Source organism: Streptomyces sp. B21-105 (assembly GCF_036898465.1).
Lineage (GTDB): Bacteria > Actinomycetota > Actinomycetes > Streptomycetales > Streptomycetaceae > Streptomyces.
The window spans coordinates 3037367-3063760 of record NZ_JARUMJ010000001.1 but is presented as its reverse complement, the minus strand read 5'-3'; the positions used below and the strand labels follow the sequence as shown (position 1 = coordinate 3063760).

Sequence of the window (26394 nt, the reverse complement as noted above, 5' to 3'; positions counted from 1 at the left end):
ACGTTATGACCCGGCGTCGAACCTGTTCAGTTCCCCGGGCAGTCGCGAGCCCAGGGGGGCCATGTCGCCGTGCGCTCCGTGACGAGCGAGCAGGTCGAGGGCCAGACGTCCGCGACGCACCCGTTCCCGGGCTGTGGCGAGCGCCACGTCGCGCATGTGATGGCCGTAAGGGTAGATGCCCGGCGCCTTGGAGAGGCCGAACTTCAGGTAAAGCGGTGCGCCGCGCCGGATCAGCTCGGCGACCTCGTACATACGAATGTACCCGCCGAGATCGTCGGGGGCCTCGATGTACATGTCCATGGGGGCGGCCGAAGCCCGCCGGATCTCCGTGAGATGATCCAGCGTCAGGTCGCTCGGCACGTTGACGGAGTCGGCGCCCAGACGCTCGTACACCGCGTACGCGGCCGGGTTCACCGGGCCGATGAGCGCCGACACCTTCAGCGTCGTGTCGGCCGGGATGACGCCCGCCGTGCGGGCGCGGTGCAGCGTCCACAGCACGCCCTCGTCGGCGACCAGCAGACACTTGACGCCCAGCTCCGTCGCTCGCACCGCGTCCTCCACGCACCCGGCGACGGCGTCGTGCCCGCGGGCCCGCAGTCCGCCGCCCCGGGAGTCGGTACGGGTCGAGCCGCCGATGTCCCAGGTGCCGCGCGGACCGGTGAACAGACACAGCTCGATGTCCCGCTCGGCGGTGGAGTCCACCATGTCGGTGATCTCGGCGTCGGTCAGCATCCACACGCCGCTGCCCTGGCTGATCCGGTGGATCGGCACGTCCAGGCGGGAGGCCTCTTTAAGGATGACGGTCAGCGCTTCGGGGCCCTCGCACGAAGGGACCTCGGTGCGCCAGCGGCCGCCGCCCGGGAACCCGTGAGGGGAGGCGTCGGCGGGATCGAGAGCGGGCGCGCCCAGGCCGAGTGCGGCGAGCGCCTGCTCACCAGGTCGGCGAGCTGCCGTGGTGGAAGCGTCGGTGGTCACATGCCGTCCTTCGTGTTCGATATGTCGGTCAAGGTTCGCGGCTCAGGTCGTGCTGGGCTGGGTGTACACCGGCCCGGGGCGCGTCAGGACGCCCCGAGCCGGCGTACGGCTTGGCGGGGGCCTACGGCCTGAGCAGCACCTTGCCCACCTTCGGATCGCCGGAGCCGACCAGATCGATGGCGTCGGCGAACGCGGTCAGCGGCAGCTCGTGCGTGATGAGCGGCAGCGGATCGAGCAGCCCGGCCCCGAACACCCGGACCGTGTAGGCCCAGGCGTCCGGTGGAGCTCCGAAGACGGTGTGCACCTCCAGTTGCCGTACGACGAGGTCCGTCGGGTCCAGCCCGGCCGCACCGGGCGCCGGGATCCCGGTCAGGACCAGCCGGCCACCGCGCCTGAGCAGTGAGGCGGCGGTCCGGGCGGCGGTCGGGGACCCGGCGGTCTCGATGACGAGGTCGATGTCGTCGGGGAGATCCTGGTCACAGGTGCGGAAGTCGGTGGCGCCGAACTGCCGGGAGAGCTCCTCCCGGTCGCCGCGCGTGCCCACGACCAGCAGCTCGGCGGGCGAGCCCGCCTTGAGGAACTGCACGGCGAACATGCCCAGCGTCCCGGTGCCGACGACGGCCACCCGCTCGCCCGGCAGGGCGTGCACCTTGATCGCGGCGGCCGCGACGCAGGCCGCCGGTTCCAGCAGGGCCGCCGCGGTGAGGTCGGCGTCGTCCGGAAGGGGGTGCAGCAGCCGCGCCGGGAGGGTGAGGGTGGCGGCCATCGCCCCCGGCTGGGTGAAACCGGTCTCCTCGTACCCTTCCGTGCACAGCGTCGTCGCGCCCGTGTGGCAGCGGTCGCAGACCTGGCAGTTGCGAAAGCCCTCGCCCACCACCTTGCGGTCCAGGAGCGACGGGGGGACCCCGGCGCCGACCGCCTCGACCGTCCCGGACCACTCGTGGCCGGGGGTCACCGGGTAGCGCACGTACCCCTCGGGCCGGTTGCCGTGGTACACCTCGCGGTCGCTGCCGCAGATGCCGGTCGCGTGGACGCGGACCAGCGCCTCGCCGGGTTCCGGCTGCCGCGGTTCGTGCCGGACGATGCGATGCTCGCCCGGCGCCTGGACCACGACGGCGGTGCTCACTGCTCGGCGGCCTTCGGCTTGCGCTGTTCCCAGCCCTCGGCCCAGAGGTCGAAGCGCGCCTGCTGCTGCGGGAACTCGGCGGCCGCGTCCACGTCCAGCTCGACGCCGAGGCCGGGCTTGTCGGAGAGGTGGAAGTAGCCGTCGATCACTTCGGGCGCGCCCTTGACGACCTTCTTGATCTCCGCGTCGGCGAAGTCGTTGAAGTGCTCGAGGACCTTGAAGTTCGGGGAGGTGAACCCGACTTGCAGGGAGGCGGCGGTGAGCACCGGCCCGCCGACGTTGTGCGGGGCGACGAGCACGTAGTGCGCCTCGGCGGTGGCGGCGAGCTTGCGGGTCTCCCAGATGCCGCCGATGTGACCGACGTCCGGCTGGATGATGTCGACGGCCTGGCTCTCGAACAGCTCGCGGAACTCGATGCGGTCGTGGATGCGCTCACCGGTGGCGACCGGGATGTCGACCTTGGCGGCGATCTTCTCCAGGGCCTTCAGGTTCTCCGGCGGGCAGGGCTCCTCCAACCACGCGGGCTTGAACGGCGCGAGCTCCTTGGCCAGCCGTACGGCGGTGGCGGGGGAGAAGCGGCCGTGCATCTCCAGCATCAGCTCGGCGTCCGGCCCGATGGCGTCGCGCACGGCCTCGATGAGGGAGACGGCGTAGAGGCTCTGCCGGTGGTCCAGCTCGAAGTGCCCGGTGCCGAAGGGGTCGATCTTGAGCGCCTGGTAGCCGTGCTCCATGACGCTCCTGGCGGCCTTGTGGTAGGCCTCCGGGGTCCGCTCGGTGGTGTACCAGCCGTTGGCGTAGGCCTTGACCTTGTCGGTGACCTTCCCGCCGAGGAGCTGCCAGACCGGCACGCCGAGCGCCTTGCCCTTGATGTCCCAGCAGGCCATCTCGACCACCGCGATGCCCGACATCACGATCTCGCCGGCCCGCCCGTAGTCGCCGTACTTCATGCGGCGTGCGAGATCCTCGACAGCGAACGGGTCGGAGCCGAGGATGTGGTTGGCCTCGGCCTCCTTCAGGTAGCCGATCAGCGCGTCGGTGTGGCCCAGCATCCGGGTCTCGCCGACGCCCGTGAGGCCCTCGTCGGTGTGCACCAGGACGTAGGTCAGGTTGCGCCACGGCGTCCCGACCACATGCGTGCTGATTCCGGTGATGCGCACGGAGTTAACCCTTCGAAACTGTTCGAGATTTCGTCACGCGTTCGAAATGCTGACCAGACCCTAGGGACCGCGTGAGCGGGGTGTCAATGGCGAGACCGTGACGGCCGGGTATCGCTTTCGACAATTTCGATGCCGCTTTCGGACGGTGAAGCGCATTCATGTGGGGTAGGTCACTCTACTTGACGCGCCGTATGGCCGGTTTCCCACACAACTTTCACACGGGCGCTCGGGGATGGTCACTTCCGGGAACCTAGTCTCTCCGCGTCATGGACTACTGCCACCCGTGCCGACGGCACCTCAACGGCGCCCTCGCCTGCCCGGGGTGCGGCACACCCGCCGAACAGCTACGCGCGTATCCGCAGGACGCGCACCAGCCGGAGCAGTACGAACCGGAACCGCTCCCCTACGCGCCCGAGCCGTACGGCGGCGGCGACGACGATCACGGCGCTCAGGACGAGCCCGGCGTCGTCGACGACGACGACGAGGCGCAGGGGCGGACCGCGCGCCGCCGTGGGCATGGCCGGGGCGGGCGGCGGGGGCCGGGCGGCGTGTCCGCGTCCGCAGCGCCGGACGGGAGCCGTCGCGACCGCAAGGCCTCCGCCCATCGCCGGCGCCGCAGGCGCGCGGTGCTGATCGGCGTCGGCTTCGTCCTGGCGGCGGGCGGGCTGAGCCTGGCCGAGCTGGGCGTGGACGCCCCGGGCTTCTCCTCGTCGGCCGACCCCTCGGCGGCCGGCGGAGAGTCGTCCGAGATCGACGGCTCGGCGGCGCAGCCGAGCGCGTCCGGGCGGCCCCTGGACGACCGGGCGGACACGGTCGGGGCCTCGCCCTCCCCGGACCCCTCGGCCTCCGCCTCCGCGTCCGTCTCCGCGTCGGCCTCGCCGTCCTCGACGGCCGGGACCGCGACGCCCGGCCCGGACCGGGAAGCCCGGTCGGGCACCCGCCCCGGCTCCTCGGACGCGACCGGCCCGTCGGACGACGACTCGGGCTCTGCCCCGACCTCCGGCTCGTCGACGCCGGCCTCGTCCCCGAAGCCCTCGCCGTCGGAGACGTGCACCCGGTTCCTGTGGTGGTGCTCCTGAGGCTCCGGGTGGGTGCCGGGGCCGGGTGGCCTCCGGTGGAGCGTTCGGCAGTGGTCCCGTGGGGCGTCCGATGGGGCCCCGTGGGGCGTTCCGCGGCGTCCGGCCGAGTGTCCGGTGGGGCGTCCGATCGGGCGTCCCGGTGCCCCCGTGGATGGTTGATTCTGTGCGCAGTTGTGTGGTTCGCCGGCCTGTTTGGACATCCGTCCAGGGAAACGCGCAGGACGTCCCCCGGGCGGCGAACGGCGTCCGGCGAGGTCGTGGCGAAGTCCGCGGCGGCCACGCGGAGCCTCGTCGGGCCTCCGCCCGAAGACGCCGCCCGGACCCGCCCGCAGGGCTGTGACCTGGTGTGATGCACAATTCGGCCAAATCGCGTTATGGAACCGTGACGACCATTGGTCCGCAACCCTCTTGACCGGCATGAATTGTTAGCGCTCACAATGACCTCCGCGTTCACCAGTCAACGCCCAACGTCGGCAGGGGAGACCGAGCGTCGTGCGCATTGCGTTCCGACGCGTCGTTTCCGTCGCCTCCGTCGGGCCCTCCGGGACCCCGGAGTGACATCCGCGGAGCGGAACAGTCCGCCCGCGTCGCAGGTCGTACCCACGAACGAGAGCCAAGGAGGGGCGCACGTGGCACACACCAGGCTTCGGCCGCCCACCATGGCCGACGTGGCACGCCAGGCCGGCGTGTCCCACCAGACCGTGTCCCGTGTGCTGGGGGATCACCCCAACGTGCGGGAGGAGACACGGGCCAGAGTGCTCCGGGCGATCGAGGAGATGGGCTATCGCCGCAACTTCTCCGCACGGGCCCTGGCGACCCGGCGCACCCGGACGCTGGGCGTGGTCGCCTCCGACACCACCCTCCACGGGCCGGCCAGCACGCTGTTCGCGCTCGAAGAGGCGGCGCGTTCCGAGGGGTATCTCGTCTCGACGGTCAGTCTGCGCAAACTGACCATGGAGACGCTCTCCGAGGCCCTGGACCACCTCAGTGAGGGCGGGGTCGAAGGCGTGGTCGCCATCGCTCCACAGCGGTCCGCGGTGGACGCGCTGAGCGAACTGCGTCATCCGTTCCCCGTGGTGATCGTGGGGGGCGGATCGGGGGTGGAGATCCCGAGCGTCAGCGTGGACCAGCACCTGGGGGCACGCCTGGCGACGGGTCATCTGCTGGCCGCCGGCCACCGCAGCGTCTGGCATCTCGCCGGGCCCGAGGAGTGGCAGGAGGCGGCCGACCGCGCCGCCGGCTGGCGGGCGACCCTCGAAGAGGCGGGCGTGGAACCGCCGATGACGTTGTGCGGTGACTGGAGTCCGCTGTCGGGCTACCGTGCGGGCCAGGAACTGGCCGGCTGGGTGGGCCGGGGGCTGACCGCGGTCTTCGCCGCCAACGACCAGATGGCCCTGGGGGTGTTGCGGGCCCTGCGGGAAGCGGGGGTCCGTACGCCCCAGGACGTGGCGGTGGTCGGCTTCGACGACATCCCGGAGTCGGAGTACTTCGCACCTCCCCTGACCACCGTCCGGCAGGACTTCGCGGCGGTGGGCAGGCGTGGCATCGCACTGCTCCTCGAGTTGATCGAGGGGCATCCGCCGGCCACCGTGCCCCGGATCGCGATCGAACCGCAACTTGTCGTCCGCGCGAGTACGTTCCCTCAGGCTGTTCAATCGGAGGGCGCACCCCGCTGACTCACCCGGTGACTGAAACATGTCGCCGTATGGCCGAAATGCCGAACAATGATCGACAGGCTGGACGCACAACAGCCGGTCCCCTCAAGAACCAGCAGGTCCGTCCCCGGACCGGCTCTTCAAAGGAGAAGAACATGCTCAGCAGAAGGAACTTCCTCACCGTCGCGGTCGGCGTGGCGGCGGCCGGCGGCCTCACCGCCTGCGCCAAGGAGGACGGCAGCTCCTCCGACTCCTCCTCCTCCGGCGGCAGCAAGACGATCACGCTGGGCTTCTCCCAGGTCGGTTCGGAGAGCGGCTGGCGCAGCGCCAACACGGACTCCGTGAAGTCCGCGGCCAAGGAGGCCGGTTACAAGCTGCAGTTCTCCGACGCGCAGCAGAAGCAGGAGAACCAGATCTCCGCGATCCGCAGCTACATCACCCAGAAGGTCGACGTCATCGCCTTCTCGCCGGTGGTCGTCACCGGCTGGGACGCGGTCCTCAAGGAGGCCAAGGCCGCGAAGATCCCGGTCGTCCTCACCGACCGCTCCGTGGAGACCTCCGACGACTCCCTGTTCGTCACGCTCGTCGGTTCCGACTTCACCGACGAGGGCCGCCGCGCCGCCAAGATCCTCGACAAGGTCATCGCCAAGGCCGGCCTCAAGGGCCCGGTGAAGATCGCCCAGCTGGAGGGCACCACCGGCGCCGCCCCGGCGATCGAGCGCGCCAAGGGCTTCAAGGAGGTCATGGACGCCGAGCACAAGGACTGGAAGATCGTCGTCAGCCAGACCGGTGACTTCACCCGCGCCGGCGGCAAGCAGGTCATGGCGGCCTTCCTGCAGTCCAACCCGGACGTCAACGTCCTGTTCGCGCACAACGACGACATGGCCATCGGCGCCATCCAGTCCATCGAGGCGGCCGGCAAGAAGCCCGGCAAGGACATCCTGATCGTCTCGATCGACGGCGTGAAGGACGGCTTCGTGGCCATGTCCGAGGGCAAGATCAACGCCATCGTCGAGTGCAACCCGCTCCTCGGCCCCCAGCTGATGGACGTCGTGAAGAAGGTCAAGAACGGCGAGACGGTCGAGCGCTGGATCAAGACCAAGGAGGGCGACTTCATGCAGGACCAGGCCAAGGACGCGCTCCCGACCCGCAAGTACTGACCGACGCACCCACCGGCAGGGAGCCTCCGGCCTACCGAGCCCCATCGGTCCCGGGGCTCCCTGCGGGCCTGAACCAATGAAAAGAGGAGCGCTGCCATGGCAGAGCCGCGGCCCGTCCTGGAGATGGCGGGCATAGTCAAGGAGTTCCCGGGGGTACGGGCTCTGTCGGGCGTCGACTTCCGGCTCTTTCCCGGCGAGATCCACGCGCTGATGGGCGAGAACGGGGCGGGCAAGTCCACCCTGATCAAGGTGCTGACCGGGGTCTACTCCCTGGACGGCGGCACGATCACGCTGGACGGCGCGTCCGTGCGCATCGCCAGCCCGCTGCAGGCCCAGCAGGCCGGCATCAGCACGGTCTACCAGGAGGTCAACCTCTGCTCCAACCTGTCGGTGGCGGAGAACATCTTCATCGGCCGTGAACCCACCCGCATGGGCCGCATCCAGTGGAAGCGGCTGCGCCAGGAGGCGGCGGAGCTGGTGGACCGGCTCGGCCTCGACATCGACGTCTCCGCGCCGCTGTCGTCGTACCCGCTGGCCGTGCAGCAACTGGTCGCGATCGTACGGTCGTTGAACACCGGCGGCGGCGACGGACCGGGCACCAAGGTGCTCATCCTCGACGAGCCGACGTCCAGCCTCGACCGCGACGAGGTCCTGCAACTGTTCGCGCTGATGGGGCGGTTGAAGGACGAGGGCGTGGCGATCCTGTTCGTGTCGCACTTCCTCGACCAGATCTACGAGATCTGCGACCGGATGACGGTGCTGCGCAACGGCACCCTCGTCGGCGAGCACATGGTGAGCGACCTCGACCAGGTCGGCCTGGTCCAGCTCATGCTCGGCAAGGCCATGGGCCAGCTCGACGAGCTCCAGGAGCAGCAGCAGCGCGCCGAAGCGGGCGAGACGCTGCTGCGCGCGGAAGGCCTCGGCAAGACCGGCGGTATCGAGCCGTTCGACCTGGAGATCAAGAAGGGCGAGGTCATCGGGCTCGCCGGCCTGCTCGGTTCGGGACGCACCGAACTCGCCCGGCTGCTCTTCGGCGCCGACCAGGCGGACAGCGGCAAGGTGTCCATCGACGGCAAGCAGATCTCGATGAGCGCCCCGAACGACGCGATCGGCGCGGGCGTCGCGTTCTGCTCCGAGAACCGCAAGAGCGAGGGCCTGGTCCCCGACCTCACCGTGCGGGAGAACATCATCCTGGCCCTGCAGGCCTCACGCGGCTGGACCCGGCCCATCCCGGCCGCCCAGCGCGACGAACTGGTCGCCAAGTACATCAAAGCCCTGGACATCCGCCCCGCCAACCCCGAGGCCAGGGTGGGCAAGCTCAGCGGCGGCAACCAGCAGAAGGTGCTGCTGGCCCGCTGGCTGATCACCCAGCCGAAGCTGCTGATCCTGGACGAGCCGACGCGCGGCATCGACATCGGCGCGAAGGCGGAGATCCAGAAGCTCGTCGTCTCCCTCTCCGAGGACGGGATGTCCGTGCTGTACATCGCGGCCGAGCTGGAGGAGGTTCTCCGGCTCAGTCACACCATCGGAGTGCTGCGCGACCGCCGGCTGGTGGCGCAGATCGCCAACGGGCCCGAGATCACCACGAGCCGGATCCTGGAGACCATCGCGAGCGGAGAGCACCAGTGACCACGTCTTCGACCACCTCTTCCCGGTGGCGGGCGCTGACCCGCCACCATCTGTTCTGGCCGGTGGCGGTGCTCGTCCTCCTGCTGCTCGTCAACGTCCCCTTCACGCCCGACTTCTTCTCGGTCAAGATGGCGGACGGCCACCTCTACGGCAGCCTCGTGTCGATCGTGCTGTTCGGGTCGCCGCTCATCCTGGTGGCGGTCGGCATGACGGTGGTCATCGCCACCGGCGGCATCGACCTCTCCGTCGGCGCCGTGGTCGCCATCACCGGAGCGCTGGCCTGCTCCTACATCAGTGACCAGAAAGACCAGGGCGCCCTGTCCGGAGTGCTGCTCGCCATGGGCCTCGGCCTGCTGGCCGCGGTCGTCTGCGGTCTGTGGAACGGCTTCCTCGTGGCCCGGATGGGCATCCAGCCGATCATCGCCACCCTGATCATCATGGTCGCCGGCCGCGGTGTGGCCCAGCTGATCACCGACGGCCAGATCATCACCATCAACAGCGAGCCGTACAAGCTGATCGGCGGCGGCTACTGGCTGACGCTGCCGTTCTCCATCTTCGTGGTGGCCGCGGTCGTGGCCGTCACCGGGGCGCTGACCCGCCGTACGGCGCTCGGCCTGCTGGTGGAGGCGGTCGGCGGCAACGCCGAGGCGTCCCGCCTGGTCGGCATCAGGTCCCGCCGCATCAAGATCCTGGTCTACATGTTCTGCGCCCTCTGCGCGGGCATCGCCGGCCTGATGATCAGCTCCAACACCTCGGCCGCCGACGGCAACAACGCCGGCCTGTGGATCGAACTCGACGCGATCCTCGCCGTGGTGATCGGCGGCACCTCGCTGCTGGGCGGCCGGTTCTCCATCGGCGGCACGGTGGTCGGCGCCCTCGTCATCCAGACGCTGACCACCACGATCTACACCATCGGCGTGCCGACCCAGACCAACCTGGTCTTCAAGGCCGCCGTCGTCATCGTCGTCTGCCTGCTGCAGTCCCCGAAGTTCCGCGACAAGGTCTTCGGCGCGAAGTTCGCCGCCCGGTTCGGCGCGAAGGGCGGCGCCAAGCCGGCCCCGACCCCGGCGGACCCCGCCGCGGCGACCGAGGCCGCTCCCAAGATGGAGGTGTCGTGATGAGCGCGACCACCCAGAGCCCCACGGCCTCCGACAGCCGTACCCCGTCCAAGGTCGCGCGCCTGCTCGGCGACCGGCGGCTGCCCGTCGGCGTGACGGCCCTGCTCTTCCTCGTGATGTACGGGGTGGGCCTCGGCCGCTACCAGTTCTACGGGTTCGCCGAACCGCAGGTCTTCCTGAACCTGTTCATCGACAACGGCTACCTGCTGGTCGCCGCGGTCGGCGTCACGTTCGTGATCCTGTCCGGCGGCATCGACCTCTCCGTCGGGTCGATGATCGGCTTCACGACGATGTTCACGGCCTGGCTGGTGGAGCGCCAGGGGCTGCCGATCGTCGTCGTGATCCCCATGGCGCTGGCGGTGGGGGCCTTCGGCGGCTTCCTGATGGGCTATGTGATCCACAACTTCGAGATCCAGCCCTTCATCGTGACCCTCGCCGGCCTCTTCCTCTTCCGCGGTCTGTGCCTGGTCATCAGCAAGGAGTCGATCTCGATCAGCGACGGCTCGGTGAGCAGCATGGCCCAGACGCAGGTGCAGCTGGGGATGGGCTTCGTGTCGATCGGCGCGATCGTCTCGCTGGTGGTCCTCGCCGTGGCGTTCTACGTCCTGCACTACACGCGCTTCGGACGCCGGGTGTACGCCGTCGGCGGCAACGAGCAGTCGGCCATGCTGATGGGCCTCCCGCAGGGCGGCACGAAGATCGCCGTGTACACGGTGAGCGGGTTCTGCTCGGCGCTCGCCGGTCTCCTCTTCACCCTCTACATCCAGTCCGGCGACCCGCTGCACGCGACGGGCATGGAGCTCGACGCGATCGCCGCGGTCGTCATCGGCGGCACGCTGCTGACCGGCGGCTCCGGCTATGTGCTGGGCACCCTGTTCGGCGTGCTGGTGCTCGGCCTCATCAAGAGCATCATCCAGTTCGAGGGCACGCTGAGCTCCTGGTGGACGAAGATCGCCACCGGTGTGCTGCTGTGCGCGTTCATCCTGGTCCAGCGCTTCATGACGACCCGGAAGAAGGGCTGAGCCGACGGGCTGAGTCGAAGGGCTGAGTCGAAGAGCGGTGCCCTGGCGGTCCCGAGCGAGCTGTTTCCGGCCGCTCGGGGCCGCTTTCGGCGTCACCCGTCCGGCGACAGGAGGGCCCCGCCGTCCGTCTTGAACGTGACCCACACCGTCTTGCCGACGGCGTGCTCGGTGACGCCCAGGTCGTCCGACAGCTCCCGGGCCAGGTACAGGCCCCGGCCCGAGCAGCCGTCCTCGGTCGGCGGGGCCGGGGGCGCGGGCCGGTCGCCGGTGTCGCGCACCGCGAGCCGCAGCAGCGGGCCGTCGAGGGTCAGCGTCAGGCAGTACTGCCTGCCCGGGGGCACGCCGTGCAGCAGGGCGTTCGTGGCGAGTTCCGACGCGCACAGCTTGATGTCGTCGAGCCGGTCGACGCAGCCCCAGTCCGTGAGGACCTGCTGGACGAACGCGCGTGCGGCCCGTACGGAGGCGCGCGTGCGAGGGAAACGGCGTTGCCGTGACTGGTGCCGGGACAGGGGCACGGGGGCACCTCCATGGTTCAGGGGGGCGTCCTGCGGCGTGACCTTACTGTTGTTCGCGAAAGGCGACAAGGTCGTCAGGGGTGGCTGAGGGTGGCTGAGGGTGGCGGTTGGCGGATGAGACAAGTCGCCTACCGTGTAGGGCGGCAGGGTCGCAGGAACGGTCGGCCGTACAGGAGGACGTCATGGGTGGGAGCGGTTGGGTCAGCACGTCGTTGCCGTATCTGACGCCATGGGACACCGGACGGGGCGACGCCTGGGCGGCCGAGGCGGCGGCACAGGGCCGGCGCGGCGGTCAGCGCATCGTGCACGCAGGTGAGACGCCCGCCCCCGCCGAGATCGCGGCGCTGCTCGGCGTCGAGGAGGGCGACCCGGTCGTGGTGCGCCGGCGGCTGATCCTCCTCGACGACGAGCCCAGCGAGCTCACCGACACCTACTACCCGGTGGCCATAGCCGGCGGCACCCGTCTCGCCGGCCTCGCCAAGATCCCCGGCGGCGCCCTCACGCTGCTCGCCGAACTCGGCCACGTCGGCGTCCTCGTCCGGGAGGACGTGACGGCCGGGATGCCCGACGAGGAGGAGCGCCGCGCTCTGCGCACCGCCGTCGAGGAGCCGGTCCTGCGGCTGCTGCGGCTCACGCTCGACCGCGACGACCGGCCGATCCAGGTCGACCGTATGGTGATGCCTGCCCTACGGCAGAGGCTGCGCTACCAGATCAGGATCGGATGACCGTGCCCAAGGCAGAACCGGAAGCCGTCGACCGCCGCTCCCTCCATGAGCGCATCGCGGCCGATCTGCGCGACGACATCATGAGCGGAGAGCTCGCCCCCGGCGCCAACCTGCCCACCACCGCCCAGCTGAAGGAACGGTTCGGGGCGTCGAGCGCCACGGTTCAGAAGGCTCTGCGACTCCTCAAGGAGGAGCTCCTGGTGGTCGGCCGCGCGGGCGCCGCCGTCACCGTCCGCCCCCACCGCCGGCGCACGGTCCGGCCCGCCGACCTCGCGCGGCCCGCGGCCCCCGGAACGCCGTACCGCTGGCTCACCGAGGCCGCCAAGCACGGCACGCATGCCCGCACCGAGCTCCTCGAGGTCGCGGAGCGGCGCCCGCCCGCCGACGTCCGTGCCGCCCTGGACCTTCCGGCGGACGGCGCCGCCATGCTGCGCAGCCAGATCCTCCTGGTCGACGACGAGCCGGCCGAGCTGGTCGAGTCCTACTACCCGCTGGACATCGCCCGCGGCACGCCCCTGGCCGAACGCCGCCGGATCAGGGGCGGCGCCCCCGCCCTGCTGACCGAGCTCGGTCACCCGCCCCGGCTGCGCACGGACCGTGTCTGTGCCCGCGTCCCCACCCAGCACCAGTACCAGGCACTCCGGCTGACCGGCAGCATGCCGGTGCTGCGCACCCTGCGCGTCGTCCGCGGCGACGACGGCCGTCCCGTCGAGGTGACCGTCATGGTGAAGGCGGGCCATCTCTACGAGCTGCAGTACGAGTTCACCTCGCAGGAGCCGCAGGAGCCGCAGGAGCCGCAGGAGCCGCAGGAGCCGCAGGAGCCGCAGGAGCCGCAGGGGCCGCAGGGGTCGTAGAGGGTGCCGGGGTCGTAGGGGGTGCCGGGGTTTCGCAGGAGCCTCAGGGGCCGGACGGGGCCGGGCGGGACCCTCAAGGCCGGGGCTGGCCGCCCTCCGCTGCCAGCATCCGCCGCAGCAGCCCCCGCAGCACCACCCGCTCCTGCTCCGCCAGTCCCGCCAGCGGCTCCCGGGCGAACCGCAGCGACTCGCGCAGCCCCTTGGCGATGGCGCGGCCCTCGTCCGTCGCCGCCGCCAGCTTCACCCGGCGGTCGGCCGGGTCGGGACGGCGTTCGACCAGGCCCCGGGACTCCAGGCGGTCGACGATGCCGGTCACGTTGGACGGCTCGCACTTCAGCTTCTGGGCCAGCTTGCGCATCGGCAGCGGCTCCAGCGAGAGCAGACTCAGCAGCCGGGCCTGCGCCCCGGTGAGGGAGTGACCGGCGGCGGCCTCCTCGTAGTCCTCGTAGAAGCGCGCCACGACCTCGCCGATCAGCTCGAGGACCTCCATGGTCAGGGCGTCGGGCAGGGAGGTCGGACCAGCGGGACAAGAGGTCGGATGTGAGGCTGCCATGGATCCAGGGTACCCGGTTACTTGACATCCTGAAATATTCAGGAGCATGGTTGTTTCAGGTAGTGAAGCATTTTCGCACCGAAGCAATCCGCCGAACATCCCGAACACCCCCGCACGTGAAAGGCAGCCCCCCATGACTGACTCGGCCCTCCCCGCCACCGGCCGCGAATGGCGTCTGCTCAGCCGCCCCGTCGGCTGGCCGAAGCCCGAGGACTTCGAGCTGGCCGAGACGGAGATCCGCCGGCCCGGTCCCGGTGAGGTGCTGGTGCGCAACGCGTATGTGTCCGTCGACCCCTACATGCGCGGCCGCATGAGCAGCGCCAAGTCCTATGTGGCCCCCTTCGAGCTGGGCAAGGCCATGCAGGGCGGTGCGGTCGGTGAGGTCGTCGCCTCCCAGGCCGAGGGCATAGCGGTCGGCGACCACGTGCTGCACTTCGGCGGCTGGCGCGAGTACGCGGTCTTCGACGCCAAGCAGGCCGTCAAGGTCGACCCCGACGCCGCGCCCCTGTCCACCTACCTCGGCGTCCTAGGCATGACCGGCCTCACCGCCTACGCCGGGCTGCTGCGCACCGCCTCCTTCAAGGAGGGCGACTCGGTCTTCGTGTCGGGCGCGGCCGGCGCCGTCGGCAGCCAGGTCGGCCAGATCGCCCGGCTCAAGGGCGCCTCCCGGGTCATCGGCTCGGCCGGCTCCGACGACAAGGTCAAGCTCCTGGTCGAGGAGTACGGCTTCGACGCCGCCTTCAACTACAAGAACGGCCCCGTGGCGCAGCAGCTGCGCGACGCCGCCCCCGACGGGATCGACGTCTACTTCGACAACGTCGGCGGCGATCACCTCGAGGCGGCCATCGGCTCGCTCAACGAGAAGGGCCGCATCGCGATCTGCGGCATGATCTCCGTCTACAACAACACCGAGCCGGCCCCCGGCCCGAAGAACCTCGCCCGACTCATCCAGACCCGCGGCCGCATCGAGGGCCTCCTCGTCGGCGACCACTACGACCTGCAGCCGCAGTTCGTCCAGGAGGTCGGCGCCTGGGTTCGCTCCGGCGAGCTGAAGTACCGCGAGACGGTCGTCGAGGGCATCGAGAACAACCTCGAGGCGTTCCTCGGCGTCCTGCGCGGCGACAACACCGGAAAGATGATCGTCAAGCTCTGACGCCTGCCGTCACGCGCCGCGCGGGCCGCACCCCTGGACGTGGGGCGCGGCCCGCGCTCGGCAGTAGGCCGTGGGATCTCCTCGTGGTGCGCCCCGCCCGTCCTGTCGCCTCCACGGCCGCCCCGCCGTCAGGCGTGTGCCAGGGCTGCGGTGTGCGCCGCCTTCGCCAGCCGGTCGTTCTCCGGCGCGGCGCCGCCCGGGAAGGCGAACCGGCGGCGCGTGTAGCCGTAGGCCAGCCCGCTGCGCGGGTCCGCGAAGGCCTGGCAGCCGCCCGCCCCGCTGTGCCCGAACGCACCGGCGCCCAGGAACGGGTACCAGGTGTCCGCCGTCGCCTGGAAGCCCAGCCCGTACGCCTTGTGCGAGCGCGCCACCACGTCGTAGCCCACCGAGTGCAGCTGCCCGAACTCCGCCGCCGTGTCCTCCTTCAGCAGTGGCGCCTTCCCGTCGGTCTCGCTGATCGCCGCCGCGTACATGCCGGCCAGGCCACGCGCCGACGCCACCCCGCCCACCGAGGCCGGCCCCCGGGCCCGGATCAACGGGTCGTTGGGCAGCAGCTCGAGGTCGGTCGGCTGGGCGCCGTGCCGGTTGAAGGCGACGGAGGCCAGCGTGTGCGGGCCGCCGGGCAGGGCGTCCAGCAGCGCCCGCTGCTCGGCGGTCGGCGTCATCGGCTGCGCGGTGCGGAAACGCGGTTCGTGCGCCGTCGGCAGCCCCAGGAAGAAGTCCAGCCCGTACGGGACGCGCACCCGCTCCGTGTACACCTCCTGCAAGGTGCGGCCCGTGGCCCGCCGGACGACCTCGCCGGTGAGCGCCCCGATGACCAGCGCGTGGTAGCCGAAGGCGGTGCCCGGCCGCCAGAACGGCCGCTGGTCGGCCAGGCGTTCGGCGAGCTGCCGGTCGTCGGCCAGCTCCTGCGGCGAGAACCCGCCGTCCGTGCCGACCACCCCCGCCCGGTGCGCGAGAAGCTCCCGCAGGGTCAGCGACCCCTTGCCCTCGGCGGCGAACTCCGGCCAGTAGTAGGTGACTTTGCGGTCCAGTTCCAGGGTGCCCTCCTGGACCAGCAGCGCGACCACCAGATGGGCGGCGCCCTTGGTCGACGAGTAGACGCCGTAGAGGGAGTCGGGTCCCGAGCCGTCCCCGGACGCCCACAGGTCGACGACTCGCCGGCCGTGCACATACGCACACAACTGGCCTTCGTAGTCAGGCTGTTCCTCCGCCACGAACGCGGCGAACTCCTCCCGCACCGCTTCGAATCCGTCGGCGACGCTGCCGCGGATCTCCTTCGTCGTCCGAGTCAATCGAGTCATCCGTTCTCCTCAACCAGCCCGCTGCTTGCGTGTGTCCTGATGATCGACGCCTGTGCGACCTGCGGGAACTGCCCTTCGGACGATCTCGGACATGAGCATCCGGGATCGTTGCTTCCGGAGATCGGTACGGCGAGGTGTGCCTGTTCGACTCAACTGCGGCAGGAGGGCGTTGGTGTCACCGATGCCCCGGATGGCCTACCGGGTCCCCCTCGCCCGCCCGGTTGTGAGGTGAACATGGCCGATAGAGTTCGGTCATGCGCGATCTCGGGGTGGGTTTCCAGTACCTGCTGAAGGGCCAGCGGTGGGTGGCCAGGCACGGCAGGCAGTACGGCTTCGGGCTGGTCCCCGGCCTGATCACGCTCGTCCTCTACGTGGCGGCCCTGGTGGCGCTCGCGGTGTGGGGCGAGGGCTTCGTGGGGTGGGCGACGCCGTTCGCCGACGACTGGTCCAGCCCCTGGCTCGGCCTGTTCCGCGGTTTCCTCACCGCCGTGCTGTTCGCTCTCGGCCTGCTCCTCGCCGTCCTGACCTTCACCGCCGTGACCCTGCTCATCGGGCAGCCCTTCTACGAGAGCCTCTCCGAGCGGGTCGACCGGGACGTCTCGCCCGACGGCACGGCCCCCGAGTCCGGGCTGCCGCTCTGGCGGGAACTGTGGATCTCCGCCCGGGACAGCCTGCGCATCCTGGCCCGCGCGCTGATGTGGGCGGTGCTGCTGTTCACCCTCGGGTTCATCCCGGTCGTCGGCCAGACGGTCGTGCCGGTGCTCGGCTTCTTCGTCACCGGCTTCTTCCTCACCGAGGAGCTCGCTGCCGTCGCCCTCCAGCGCCGCGACGTCGACCTGCGCGCCCGGCTCGCCCTGTTCCGCTCCCGCAAGACGCTGATCTGGGGCTTCGGCACGCCCCTGGGGCTGGCCTTCCTGGTCCCCTTCGTCGCGGTGTTCCTGATGCCGGGCGCGGTCGCCGGCGCCACCCTGCTCGCCCGCGAACTGCTCGGCGAGGAGAGCTCCGAGGGTGACGACGCGGACGACGCCCCCGACGCGGACGACGCCCCCGACACGGACTACGCCCCCGACACGGACGGCGCCGGCGCGGCCCGCACGTCCGGCCGGCCCGGCACCCCGCACCGGTGACACCGCCGGCCGTGAAAGCAGCCAACCTGGGCGTCCTCTTCCTGATCGAGCTGGGCACCCTCGCGGCCGTCTCCTACTGGGGCTTCTCCACAGCCCGCCCCTGGCTGCCGGGGCTCGCTGCCCCGGCGGCGCTGATCGTGCTATGGGCACTGTGCGGCTCGCCGCGGGCCCGGTTCAAGACGCGCGGCGCGGGCCGGGCCGGCTTCGAACTGGCGTGGTTCGGCAGCGGGGTCGTCGCCCTCTGGGCCGCCGACGCACACGGCCTCGCCCTCGGCTTCGCGCTCGTCTGCGCGGCGAGCAAGGCCCTCGCCCTCAAGTGGGGCCAGTAGCGGGCAGGTTCGGCGGGGTCGGGGTCGGGGCCGGGGCGGGGGCCTGGACCGGTCCGGGGGAGGAGGCGGACGACCTCTGGTTCTTTGTGAAGGGTTCGTACGAAATCCAGGCGGCCCGCTCTGATGCCGACCGAGGGATCCCCGCGACGATTAACGTGTGATCAGGCGATCATCGCCCCCTTGAACAGCCCCGGTCCGGGACCCTGACCCCTGGACCGGGGCAATGTCGTTCCCGGGCCTGCCCGCCTTCCCCCCGCTCCCGTGGCCTACCGGGCCGAGAAGCCGTACACCGTCTCCGACCGGTAGACCCCGCCCGGCCGCAGGACCGTGCTCGGGAACTCCGGGCGGTTCGGCGAGTCGGGGAAGTGCTGGGTCTCCAGGGCGACGCCCTCGCCCGGCGTGAACGGCTCGCCGAGGTGGTCGGCGGTGTACAGCTGGAGCCCCGGCTCGGTCGTCGCAACCGTCAGCACCCGCCCGGACGCGGGGTCGTGCAGCTCGGCCACCTCGACCGGCGTGTCCGTGACGCCCTTGTCGAGCACGAAGTTGTGGTCGTAGTCGGCGTCGACCTTGCGCGACGCGCGGAAGTCGAAGCGGGTGTCCGCGACCGGCGCGAGCTCCCCGGTCGGGATCAGGTCGGCGTCCACCGGTGTGTAACGGGAGGCGGCCAGCCGCAGCTCGTGCCCGCCGGCGCCGCCGCTGCCGGGACCCCCGAGGGTGAAGTAGCTGTGATTGGTCAGGTTGACCGTCGTCGGGGCGTCCGTGACCGCCTCGTACACGAGGTGCAGCGCCCCCGACGCGTCGAGCGTGTACGTCGCCGACACCTTCAGCCGGCCGGGGAAGCCCTCCTCGCCGTGCGCGCTGACCCGGCTCAGCCGCAGCCCGTGCTCGACCGGCTCCGCCTCCCACACCCGTTTGTCGAAGCCGCGCGCGCCGCCGTGCAGGGAGTTCGGCGCGTTGTTGGGCTCCAGCGCGTACGTCAGGCCGTCCAGCCGGAAGCGGGCGTGCGCGATCCGGTTGGCGTACCGCCCGACCAGCGCGCCGAGATACGGCTCGGGGTGGGCGAGATAGCCGTCCAGCTCCGCGAACCCCAGGACCACGTTCGCCGGGCGGCCGTCGCGGTCCGGGACCTCGACGGACTGCACGATCCCGCCGTAGGACAGGACCCGCACCCGGGTCCCCGCCCGCTCCAGGGTCCAGCGGTGCACCGCGGTGCTGTCGGGAAGTGTTCCGAAGTGTTCGCTCATGAGCGGAACTTTAGGTCACGAGGTCACGACGCCACGAGATCACGAGGTCTTCGCGGTGACCTTGCGATACGCCAGTTCCGCGAGCCGCGCCTGCCCGTCCTTGCTCGGATGGAACCAGTCCCAGTGACTCAGCTGGTCCGTGCCGAACCGGAAGTCGTACACCGCGCCGCCGTCGAACCGGCACCGCGCGTCCTTCGCGCAGACCTCCTTCAGCACCGTGTTGTAGGCCTCCACCCGCTTCTGGACGGTCGCCCGCCGCAGCGTCGCCGCCGAGTCCAGTGCGTCCGCGTCGCCCAGCATCGACGGGCAGATGCCCAGCTTCCACACCTGCTTGCCCAGCGCGTTCGTCCGCCCCTGCGACCACAGCCGCTTGAGGTCGGGCACGCTCGCCACGTACACCTGCGTCTTCGGCAGCGCGCGCCGCAGCGTGCGGAGTGCCTCCTCGAACTGGGCGCGGAAGTCCGCCACCGGCGTCATCGCCGCCGTCGACCGCCGGCATGCGTCGTTCGCGCCCGCCATCACCGCCACCAACTGCGGCTTCTGTGCCGCCGCCCGCACCATCTGGGCTGTCAGGTCCGCCATCCGCGCGCCGGTCTCGGCATGGTTCCAGCTGTGCGTGGCCGCCTTCGCCGCGCCCAGCAGCCGGACGGCGAGACTGTTCACCTCGGCGCTGCTGCCGGTCGCCCAGGACACCTCGGGACAGTCCGCGAGGACGCCGCAGGCGTCGAAGCCGCGCGTGATCGAGTCGCCCACCGCCGCCACCGAGTCGGGGCTCGAGTCCCACAGCGACGTCGGCGACGGCTGCGCCTGCCTGGCCCGGGTGCCGGGCGCGGCCGCGCCGTCGCCCCCCTGGACGTCACACCCCGCCAGTCCCAGGACGGCCGCCGTCGTGCCCGCCAGCAGGGCCCGTGCGTGCCGGTTTCGCATCCGCATCCGCTGGTGTCCCCTCGATTCGCCGACTCTGTCCGATCTTCGAACACGCTCTCCTCATGACAACGCTCGGGAGTTCCCGGCGAATGACACCCACAAGATGGAACGCTCCAGGCCCGCACAGGCGTCCTGCCGAGTGAAAGGCGGACGTTTCGCGGCACCGGGACCGACGGTACGTCACACTCCTTGCGCCGCCGCACGGTAGCCTCGCCATCAGCGCGGCTGCCTGCCACCGCCGCCATGTCAGCCTGCAAGACTGTCCCGCTCTGCCCGGAGGTCCCGGTGACGACACGTGGAGTTCTGTACGTGCACTCCGCGCCGCGCGCGCTGTGCCCGCACGTCGAATGGGCCGTCGCCGGGGTGCTCGGCACGCGCGTCAGCCTCGACTGGATCCGGCAGCCCGCCGCGCCCGGCACCTGGCGCTCGGAGTTCTCCTGGAAGGGCGAGGCCGGTACGGCGTCCAAGCTGGCCTCGGCGCTGCGCGGGTGGCAGATGCTGCGCTTCGAGGTCACCGCCGAGCCCTGCGCCACCGCCGAGGGCGAGCGCTACAGCTGCACGCCCGACCTCGGCATCTTCCACGCCGTCACCGGCATCCACGGAGACATCCTGATCCCGGAGGACCGGCTGCGCGCCGCCCTGCTGCGCAGCAGGCGCGGTGAGACGGACCTCGAGGCCGAACTCGCCAAGCTCCTCGGCAAGCCGTGGGACGATGAGCTGGAGTCGTTCCGCCACGCGGGCGAGGGAGCTCCGGTGCGCTGGCTGCATCAGGTGGTGTGACCGCCCGGTCGGCTCCCACCGGCCCGCAGCCGACCCTCAGCCGACCCGCAGCCCGCCCTCAGCCGACCCGCAGCACAGACCACCGCCGACCCACAACGCCAAGTGGCCCGGACCCCCCACGGGGAGTCCGGGCCACTGCCGTTCAGGACGACTGTGATCAGGGTGATCAGACCGACCGGAACGCCAGGACGACGTTGTGCCCGCCGAACCCGAACGAATCGTTCAGGGCGGCGATACGGCCCTCGACGGGCAGCTTGCGCGCCTCGCCGCGCACGATGTCCGCGTTCGCCTCGGCCTCGGGGTCGAGGTTCTCGACGTTGATGGTCGGCGGGGCGATCCGGTGGTACAGCGCGAGCACCGTGGCGACGGACTCGACGCCGCCCGCGCCGCCCAGCAGGTGACCGGTCATGGACTTGGTCGCGGAGACCGCGAAGTGGTCCGCGTCGTCGCCGAAGACCTTGCGCAGCGCCTTCAGTTCGGCCACGTCACCGGCCGGCGTGGAGGTGGCGTGCGCGTTGACGTGCACGATCTCCGCCGGGTTCAGGTCGGTGTTGTCCAGCAGGTTCTGCAGGGCGTGCGCGATGCCGCGGCCCTCGGGCTCCGGCTGCACGATGTCGTGCGCGTCGGCGGAGATGCCCTGGCCGACCGCCTCGGCGTACACCCGCGCACCGCGCGCGGCGGCGTGCTCGGCGGACTCCAGGACGATCACGCCGGCGCCCTCGCCCAGGACGAAGCCGTCACGGGCGACGTCGTAGGGACGCGACGCGCCCTGCGGGTTCTCGTTGTTCTTGGACATCGCCATCATGTTGCCGAACGCGGCGATGGGCAGCGGGTGGATCGCCGCCTCCGTGCCGCCGGCGACCACGACGTCGGCACGGCCCGTGCGGATCATCTCGATGGCGTAGCCGATGGCCTCCGCGCCCGACGCGCACGCCGAGACCGGCGTGTGCACGCCGGCGCGGGCGCCCACGAGCAGACCCACGTTGGCGGACGGGCTGTTCGGCATCAGCATGGGCACGGTGTGCGGGGAGACGCGGCGGACGCCCTTCTCCTTCAGCACGTCGTACTGGTCGAGCAGGGTGGTCACGCCGCCGATGCCGGAGGCGATGACCGCGCCGAGCCGGTCGGGGTCGACCTTGCCGTCACTGCCGTCCTCGCCGGCCTTGCCGGAGAACCCGGCGTCCTTCCAGGCTTCCTGGGCCGCGATCAGCGCGAACTGCGCCGAGCGGTCCAGCTTGCGGGCCTGCGGCCGCGGGATGACCTCGAGGGGCTCCACCGCGACCGGGGCCGCGATCTTGACGGCCTGATCGGCCGCCCACTCCTGGGACAGTGCCTTGACGCCGGACTTGCCGGCGACGAGGCCCTCCCAGGTAGAGGCTGCGTCGCCACCCAGCGGTGTGGTTGCGCCGATACCGGTGACGACCACGGTGCGATTGGTCGGGCTCACGGATTCTTTCTCCAACGTTGCGAGGAGGACTGCCCCCGCCTCAGCGGGGAGAACGGCGCCACCGCCGGGTGGCGGGGCAGTTCAGCCCAGGTGATCGGTAGATCAGGCCTGGTGCTTGAGGATGTAGCTCGTCGCGTCGCCGACGGTCTTGAGGTTCTTGACGTCCTCGTCCGGGATCTTGACGTCGAAGCGCTCTTCGGCGGCGACGACGACCTCGACCATGGACAGCGAGTCGACGTCCAGGTCGTCGGTGAAGGACTTGTCCAGCTGGACGTCCTCAACCGGGATGCCGGCGATCTCGTTCACGATGTCGGCGAGACCGGCGACGATCTCTTCCTGAGTGGCGGCCATGTGGCGCTCCTTCTTTACTGTTCCAGAGGGTGTGGCATGGGCTGTTTACCGTCCCGGACCGGATGATCCGGCACGGAGTGCCTAGGGGAGGGTAACGACAGTGGCGGCGTAGACGAGACCCGCCCCGAATCCGATGACGAGCGCGGTGTCGCCGCTCTTCGCCTGACCGGTCGCCAGGAGCCGCTCCATCGCGAGCGGGATCGAGGCGGCCGAGGTGTTGCCGGTGGTGCGCACGTCACGGGCGACCGTGACCGTCTCCGGCAGTTTGAGAGTCTTCACCATCGAGTCGATGATCCGCTCGTTGGCCTGGTGCGGGATGAAGACGTCCAGTTCGTCGGCGGTGATGCCGGCGGCGTCCAGCGCCTCCTTGGCGACCTTCGCCATCTCGAACACGGCCCAGCGGAAGACCGCCTGGCCCTCCTGCGTGATCGCCGGGAACTTGACGTTGCCCTTGCTGTCGAGCGGGAGGTTGGTCACGTCCCCGATGTGGAACTCGTTCCACGGCACGGTCTGCTTGATGGTCTCGGACTTGTCGCCCTCCGAGCCCCACACGGTCGGGCCGATGTGCGGTTCGTCGGACGGACCGACGACGACGGCGCCCGCGCCGTCACCGAACAGGAAGGCCGTCGCACGGTCCTCCAGGTCGGTCAGGTCGGACAGCCGTTCCACGCCGATGACGAGCACGTACTCGGCGGAGCCCTCGACGACCATGCCCTTGGCGAGGGTCAGGCCGTAGCCGAAGCCCGCGCAGCCGGCCGAGATGTCGAAGGCGGCGGCCTTGTTCGTGCCGAGCTTGTCGGCGATCTCGGTCGCCACGGCCGGGGTCTGCTTGAAGTGCGAGACGGTCGAGACGACCACCGCGCCGATCTGCTCGGCGGTGATCCCGGCGTCGGCGATCGCCTTGCCGGACGCCTCGACCGACATGGCGGCGACGGTCTCCTCGTCGTTCGCCCAGTGCCGGGTCTCGATGCCCGAGCGCGAACGGATCCATTCGTCGGACGAGTCGATCGTCTCCAGGATCACCTCGTTGGGCACCACCCGGGTCGGCCGGTAGCCGCCGACGCCGAGGATCCGCGCGTATGGGGAGCCCTTACTGGGCTTGATCTTCGCCATCAGGGCTCCTCAGGCGACGCCGTGCTCGGCGATGAGCTCGCGAGCGGCGTCGAGATCGTCGGGGGTCTTCAGCGCCAGCGTCTTCACGCCGGGCAGGGCACGCTTGGCGAGGCCGACCAGGGTGCCGCCGGGGCAGACCTCGACGATCGCGGTCACGCCGAGCTCCTTGAAGGTCTCCATGCACAGGTCCCAGCGGACCGGGTTGGCGACCTGGCCGACCAGCCGGTCCAGGATCTCCGCGCCGGTGGACACGGCCTGCCCGTCCTTGTTGGAGACGTAACGGACCGTCGGGTCGGCCGGCGTGAGCTCCGCGGCCGCCTTCGCCAGGGACTCGACGGCGGGCGCCATGTGACGGGTGTGGAACGCGCCGGCGACCTTCAGCGGCACGACCTTGCGGACGCCCTCGGGCTTGTCCTCGTTCAGCGCGGCGAGCTGCTCCAGCGTGCCCGCGGCGACGACCTGGCCCGCGCCGTTGATGTTCGCCGGGGTCAGCCCCAGCTTCTCCAGGTGTGCGACGGAGACGTCGGGGTCGCCGCCGAGCAGCGCGGACATGCCGGTCTCGGTGATCGCGGCGGCGTCCGCCATGGCCAGGCCGCGCCTGCGGACCAGGCCCAGCGCGGCGGTGTCGTCGAGGACGCCGGCGAAGACGGCCGCGGTGAACTCGCCGACGCTGTGGCCCGCGACCGCGCCGGGCGTGATGTCGCCGAGCGCCGCGGCGGAGACGAGTCCGGCCGCCACGAGCAGCGGCTGGGCGATCGCGGTGTCGCGGATCTCGTCCGCGTCGGCGTTCGTGCCGTAGTGCACCAGGTCGAGGTCGATGGCCGTCGACAGGGTACGCAGACGGTCCTCGACACCGGGGAGGTCGAGCCAGGGGGTCAGGAAGCCGGGCGTCTGGGCGCCCTGGCCGGGAGCGACGAGTACGAGCACTCTCACACTCTCTCTTGGGGACGGCCGAAGCCGCCCGTGGGGACAGGGACGAAGAACGGCAGGGGGTTTTGTGGACCCCCGACAAAAAGCTAGCTCTGAGGATCTCCGTCGACCAGACGCCCCAGGATCAGCGCGATCCGGAGCGTGAACGCGGAGCGTACATCCGAAGGCGACCAGCCGGTGACGTCAGTCACACGTCGAAGCCGGTAGCGCACGGTGTTCGGATGCACGAAGAGCATCCGGGCGGCCCCTTCGAGACTGGACGCCTGTTCGAGATAGACGGAGAGCGTCTCCAGGAGCGCCGACCCCGCCTCCTCCAGCGGTCTGTAGATCTCCTCCACCAACTGCTCGCGCGCGCCGGGATCGCCGGCGATCGCGCGCTCCGGGAGGAGATCGTCCGCCAGGACCGGCCGGGGTGCGTCCTGCCAGGCGGAACACGCCTTGAGCCCCGCCGCGGCGGCCTGTGCGGACCGGGTCGCGGCGAGCAGGTCGGGCACGACAGGGCCGGCCACCACCGGGCCGGCGGCGAACGGCCCGATGAGGGACTTGGCGACGGCCAGCGGGTTGTCGCTGCCGCCGGCGATCACCACCAGCCGGGAGCCGAGGACCCCGGTGAGCACCTGGAGCTTGGAGTGCCGCGAGGCCCGCCGGATGGCTTCCACGGTCAGTTCGGAGTCGCCGTCCGGGGCGGTGCCGAGGACGACGCAGACATGCTCCGGCGAGTTCCAGCCGAGCGCGGCGGCCCGGCTCACGGCCCCCTCGTCGGCCTCGCCGCTCAGCACGGCGTTCACGACGAGCGACTCGAGCCGGGCGTCCCAGGCGCCGCGGGCCTCGGCGGCCTGGGCGTAGACCTGGGCGGTGGCGAACGCGATCTCCCGGGCGTACACCAGCAGCGCCTCGCGCAGCACGTTCTCGTCACCGGGGGCCGCGACCTCGTCGATTGCGGACTCCATGACCTCGATGGTGGTGCGCACCATCTCCACCGTCTGCCGCAGCGTGATGGCCCGGGTCAGTTCGCGCGGCGCCGTGCCGAACACGTCCGTGGAGATGGCCTGCGGGGCGTCCGGATGCCGGAACCACTCGGTGAAGGCGGCGATGCCCGCCTGGGCGACCAGCCCGATCCAGGAACGGTTCTCCGGTGGCATCGCCCGGTACCACGGCAGTGTCTCGTCCATCCTCGCGATGGCCTGGGCGGCGAGGCTCCCGGAGGACTTCACCAGCCGCTTCAGCGTCGCGGGGTGGGAGTGGACGGCGTGCGCCGCGGGTTCGGGATGACTGGTTTCGGGTTCGGGCACGGGACAAGACTGCCTCATCGGGGCGGCCGCGTGTGCCGCCGGGTCGCAGGTGGGGACGTCTTGTCGCGGCCGGAAGGTCCTCTCCCGGCCCTCTCCCGGCGTTTCCCTCCGCGCGCCCGTCGCGGCCCGGCCCCCGCGGCCCGCCGACGGGTCTACCGTGGGCGTGTGATGGACGTACGGCGCGCCGACGAGCGCTTCCGGGGCGGGGACCGGGCGGCCGGGATCGACACCCGGCACGCCTTCTCCTTCGGCCCCCACTACGACCCCGACAACCTTCGCTTCGGCGCGCTGATCGCCTGCAACGAGGAGTGCCTCGCGCCCGGCGCCGGCTTCGACGAGCATCCGCACAGCCACACCGAGATCGTGACCTGGGTGATCGAGGGGGAGCTGACCCACCGCGACTCGGCCGGCCACGAGACGCGGGTCCGCTCCGGCGACGTGCAGCGGCTCAGCTCCGCGGCCGGCGTACGGCACGTGGAGCGCAACGACGCCGACGTCCCGCTGGCCTTCGTGCAGATGTGGCTGGCCCCGCTGGACGCCGGCGGCGACCCGGCCTACGAGATCGTCCGCGGCATCGCCGACTCCACCCCGTACGCCGTCCCCGAGGCCGGCGCGATGCTGCACGTACGGCGCCTCGGCGCGGGCGAGCGGACGGCCGTCCCGGACGGGGAGCACGTGTACGTGCACGTCGTGCGCGGCGAGGTGCGGCTGGACGGCGAGAAGCTGGGACCGGGCGACGCGGCCCGCGTCACGGCAGCGAAGAACCTCGAGGCGGTGGGGCTGAGCGACGCCGAGCTGCTGGTCTGGGAGATGGCCGGGTAGCCCGCCC

26 protein-coding genes are annotated in these 26394 nt (G+C 71.1%); 13 read left to right on the top strand and 13 right to left on the bottom strand.

Annotated features, from left to right (window positions below; translation table 11 throughout):
- Window positions 1–3: 3 nt before the first annotated feature.
- The 3 genes from QA802_RS13810 to QA802_RS13800 all read right to left on the bottom strand — a co-directional run bounded on the left by QA802_RS13810 (window position 4) and on the right by QA802_RS13800 (window position 3258).
- Window positions 4–975, bottom strand: a complete 972-nt coding sequence (locus QA802_RS13810; RefSeq protein WP_334521847.1) for a hypothetical protein — start codon at window positions 973–975, stop codon at window positions 4–6.
- A 121-nt stretch (window positions 976–1096) separates the two neighbouring features.
- A complete protein-coding gene (locus QA802_RS13805) occupies window positions 1097–2101 on the bottom strand; it encodes a zinc-dependent alcohol dehydrogenase (protein WP_334521844.1) in 1005 nt (334 codons plus the stop codon).
- Window positions 2098–3258 carry a mandelate racemase/muconate lactonizing enzyme family protein gene (locus tag QA802_RS13800; protein WP_334521841.1) on the bottom strand — a complete coding sequence of 387 codons (1161 nt, stop codon included), beginning with the start codon at window positions 3256–3258 and terminating at the stop codon, window positions 2098–2100. The genes QA802_RS13805 and QA802_RS13800 overlap by 4 nt, the downstream gene beginning before the upstream one ends.
- Before the next feature lie 266 nt (window positions 3259–3524).
- Between QA802_RS13800 and QA802_RS13795 the strand changes: the two genes are divergently transcribed.
- From QA802_RS13795 to yjfF, 6 genes are all read left to right on the top strand, one after another.
- Entirely contained in the window at window positions 3525–4337 is an 813-nt protein-coding gene (locus QA802_RS13795; protein ID WP_334521838.1) for an SCO2400 family protein, read from the top strand.
- 629 nt (window positions 4338–4966) lie between these two features.
- Window positions 4967–6013: a LacI family DNA-binding transcriptional regulator gene (locus QA802_RS13790; protein WP_334521835.1), complete on the top strand. Its 1047-nt coding sequence runs from the start codon at window positions 4967–4969 to the stop codon at window positions 6011–6013.
- 134 nt (window positions 6014–6147) lie between these two features.
- Window positions 6148–7152 (top strand): ABC transporter substrate-binding protein, encoded by a 1005-nt coding sequence (locus QA802_RS13785; protein WP_334521832.1) that lies wholly within the window; start codon window positions 6148–6150, stop codon window positions 7150–7152.
- Window positions 7153–7248: 96 nt separating this feature from the next.
- Window positions 7249–8781: a sugar ABC transporter ATP-binding protein gene (locus tag QA802_RS13780; RefSeq protein ID WP_334521829.1), complete on the top strand. Its 1533-nt coding sequence runs from the start codon at window positions 7249–7251 to the stop codon at window positions 8779–8781.
- Window positions 8778–9899, top strand: a complete 1122-nt coding sequence (locus QA802_RS13775; RefSeq protein WP_334521826.1) for an ABC transporter permease — start codon at window positions 8778–8780, stop codon at window positions 9897–9899. Before QA802_RS13780 ends, QA802_RS13775 begins: the two co-directional genes overlap by 4 nt.
- Window positions 9899–10921, top strand: a complete 1023-nt coding sequence (gene yjfF / locus QA802_RS13770) for a galactofuranose ABC transporter, permease protein YjfF (protein WP_334521823.1) — start codon at window positions 9899–9901, stop codon at window positions 10919–10921. The genes QA802_RS13775 and yjfF overlap by 1 nt, the downstream gene beginning before the upstream one ends.
- A 92-nt stretch (window positions 10922–11013) precedes the next feature.
- Here yjfF and QA802_RS13765 read toward each other — a convergent pair whose 3' ends face one another.
- Window positions 11014–11430 (bottom strand): ATP-binding protein, encoded by a 417-nt coding sequence (locus tag QA802_RS13765; RefSeq protein ID WP_443042277.1) that lies wholly within the window; start codon window positions 11428–11430, stop codon window positions 11014–11016.
- Between the two features lie 188 nt (window positions 11431–11618).
- Between QA802_RS13765 and QA802_RS13760 the strand changes: the two genes are divergently transcribed.
- On the top strand, window positions 11619–12161 hold the full coding sequence (locus QA802_RS13760) for a UTRA domain-containing protein (RefSeq protein WP_334521817.1): 543 nt from the start codon (window positions 11619–11621) through the stop codon (window positions 12159–12161).
- Window positions 12158–13015 (top strand): GntR family transcriptional regulator, encoded by an 858-nt coding sequence (locus QA802_RS13755; protein ID WP_334521814.1) that lies wholly within the window; start codon window positions 12158–12160, stop codon window positions 13013–13015. Before QA802_RS13760 ends, QA802_RS13755 begins: the two co-directional genes overlap by 4 nt.
- A 73-nt stretch (window positions 13016–13088) precedes the next feature.
- Here QA802_RS13755 and QA802_RS13750 read toward each other — a convergent pair whose 3' ends face one another.
- Window positions 13089–13505: a MarR family winged helix-turn-helix transcriptional regulator gene (locus tag QA802_RS13750; RefSeq protein ID WP_334521811.1), complete on the bottom strand. Its 417-nt coding sequence runs from the start codon at window positions 13503–13505 to the stop codon at window positions 13089–13091.
- Between the two features lie 196 nt (window positions 13506–13701).
- Between QA802_RS13750 and QA802_RS13745 the strand changes: the two genes are divergently transcribed.
- Complete coding sequence (locus tag QA802_RS13745) at window positions 13702–14721, top strand: NADP-dependent oxidoreductase (protein ID WP_334521808.1); 1020 nt, start codon at window positions 13702–13704, stop codon at window positions 14719–14721.
- 128 nt (window positions 14722–14849) lie between these two features.
- On the opposite strand, the gene QA802_RS13740 is transcribed toward QA802_RS13745, so the two are convergent.
- The gene (locus QA802_RS13740; protein WP_334521805.1) at window positions 14850–16025 is read right to left on the bottom strand and encodes a serine hydrolase domain-containing protein; all 1176 of its coding nucleotides are present in this window, start codon (window positions 16023–16025) and stop codon (window positions 14850–14852) included.
- A 254-nt stretch (window positions 16026–16279) separates the two neighbouring features.
- Here QA802_RS13740 and QA802_RS13735 point away from each other — a divergent pair, with 254 nt between their 5' ends.
- Window positions 16280–17152, top strand: coding sequence for an EI24 domain-containing protein (locus QA802_RS13735; RefSeq protein ID WP_334521802.1), 873 nt, complete (start codon window positions 16280–16282; stop codon window positions 17150–17152).
- An 11-nt stretch (window positions 17153–17163) separates the two neighbouring features.
- The gene (locus tag QA802_RS13730; RefSeq protein WP_334521799.1) at window positions 17164–17481 is read left to right on the top strand and encodes a YrdB family protein; all 318 of its coding nucleotides are present in this window, start codon (window positions 17164–17166) and stop codon (window positions 17479–17481) included.
- Between the two features lie 266 nt (window positions 17482–17747).
- Here QA802_RS13730 and QA802_RS13725 read toward each other — a convergent pair whose 3' ends face one another.
- Entirely contained in the window at window positions 17748–18725 is a 978-nt protein-coding gene (locus QA802_RS13725) for an aldose epimerase family protein (RefSeq protein ID WP_334521796.1), read from the bottom strand.
- A 39-nt stretch (window positions 18726–18764) separates the two neighbouring features.
- Window positions 18765–19658, bottom strand: coding sequence for an SGNH/GDSL hydrolase family protein (locus tag QA802_RS13720; protein ID WP_334521793.1), 894 nt, complete (start codon window positions 19656–19658; stop codon window positions 18765–18767).
- A gap of 279 nt (window positions 19659–19937) precedes the next feature.
- Here QA802_RS13720 and QA802_RS13715 point away from each other — a divergent pair, with 279 nt between their 5' ends.
- Entirely contained in the window at window positions 19938–20432 is a 495-nt protein-coding gene (locus QA802_RS13715) for a DUF3145 domain-containing protein (protein ID WP_266717252.1), read from the top strand.
- A gap of 166 nt (window positions 20433–20598) precedes the next feature.
- On the opposite strand, the gene QA802_RS13710 is transcribed toward QA802_RS13715, so the two are convergent.
- The 5 genes from QA802_RS13710 to QA802_RS13690 form a co-directional block, all read right to left on the bottom strand.
- A complete protein-coding gene (locus QA802_RS13710; protein ID WP_334521789.1) occupies window positions 20599–21879 on the bottom strand; it encodes a beta-ketoacyl-[acyl-carrier-protein] synthase family protein in 1281 nt (426 codons plus the stop codon).
- 102 nt (window positions 21880–21981) lie between these two features.
- Window positions 21982–22230, bottom strand: a complete 249-nt coding sequence (locus tag QA802_RS13705; RefSeq protein WP_057583001.1) for an acyl carrier protein — start codon at window positions 22228–22230, stop codon at window positions 21982–21984.
- A gap of 81 nt (window positions 22231–22311) precedes the next feature.
- Complete coding sequence (locus QA802_RS13700) at window positions 22312–23343, bottom strand: ketoacyl-ACP synthase III (protein ID WP_306952731.1); 1032 nt, start codon at window positions 23341–23343, stop codon at window positions 22312–22314.
- Window positions 23344–23352: 9 nt separating this feature from the next.
- On the bottom strand, window positions 23353–24270 hold the full coding sequence (locus QA802_RS13695; RefSeq protein WP_334521784.1) for an ACP S-malonyltransferase: 918 nt from the start codon (window positions 24268–24270) through the stop codon (window positions 23353–23355).
- Between the two features lie 89 nt (window positions 24271–24359).
- Window positions 24360–25565: a PucR family transcriptional regulator gene (locus tag QA802_RS13690; RefSeq protein WP_057583007.1), complete on the bottom strand. Its 1206-nt coding sequence runs from the start codon at window positions 25563–25565 to the stop codon at window positions 24360–24362.
- Window positions 25566–25733: 168 nt separating this feature from the next.
- Between QA802_RS13690 and QA802_RS13685 the strand changes: the two genes are divergently transcribed.
- Window positions 25734–26387, top strand: a complete 654-nt coding sequence (locus tag QA802_RS13685; RefSeq protein ID WP_334534600.1) for a pirin family protein — start codon at window positions 25734–25736, stop codon at window positions 26385–26387.
- Window positions 26388–26394 lie beyond the last annotated feature (7 nt).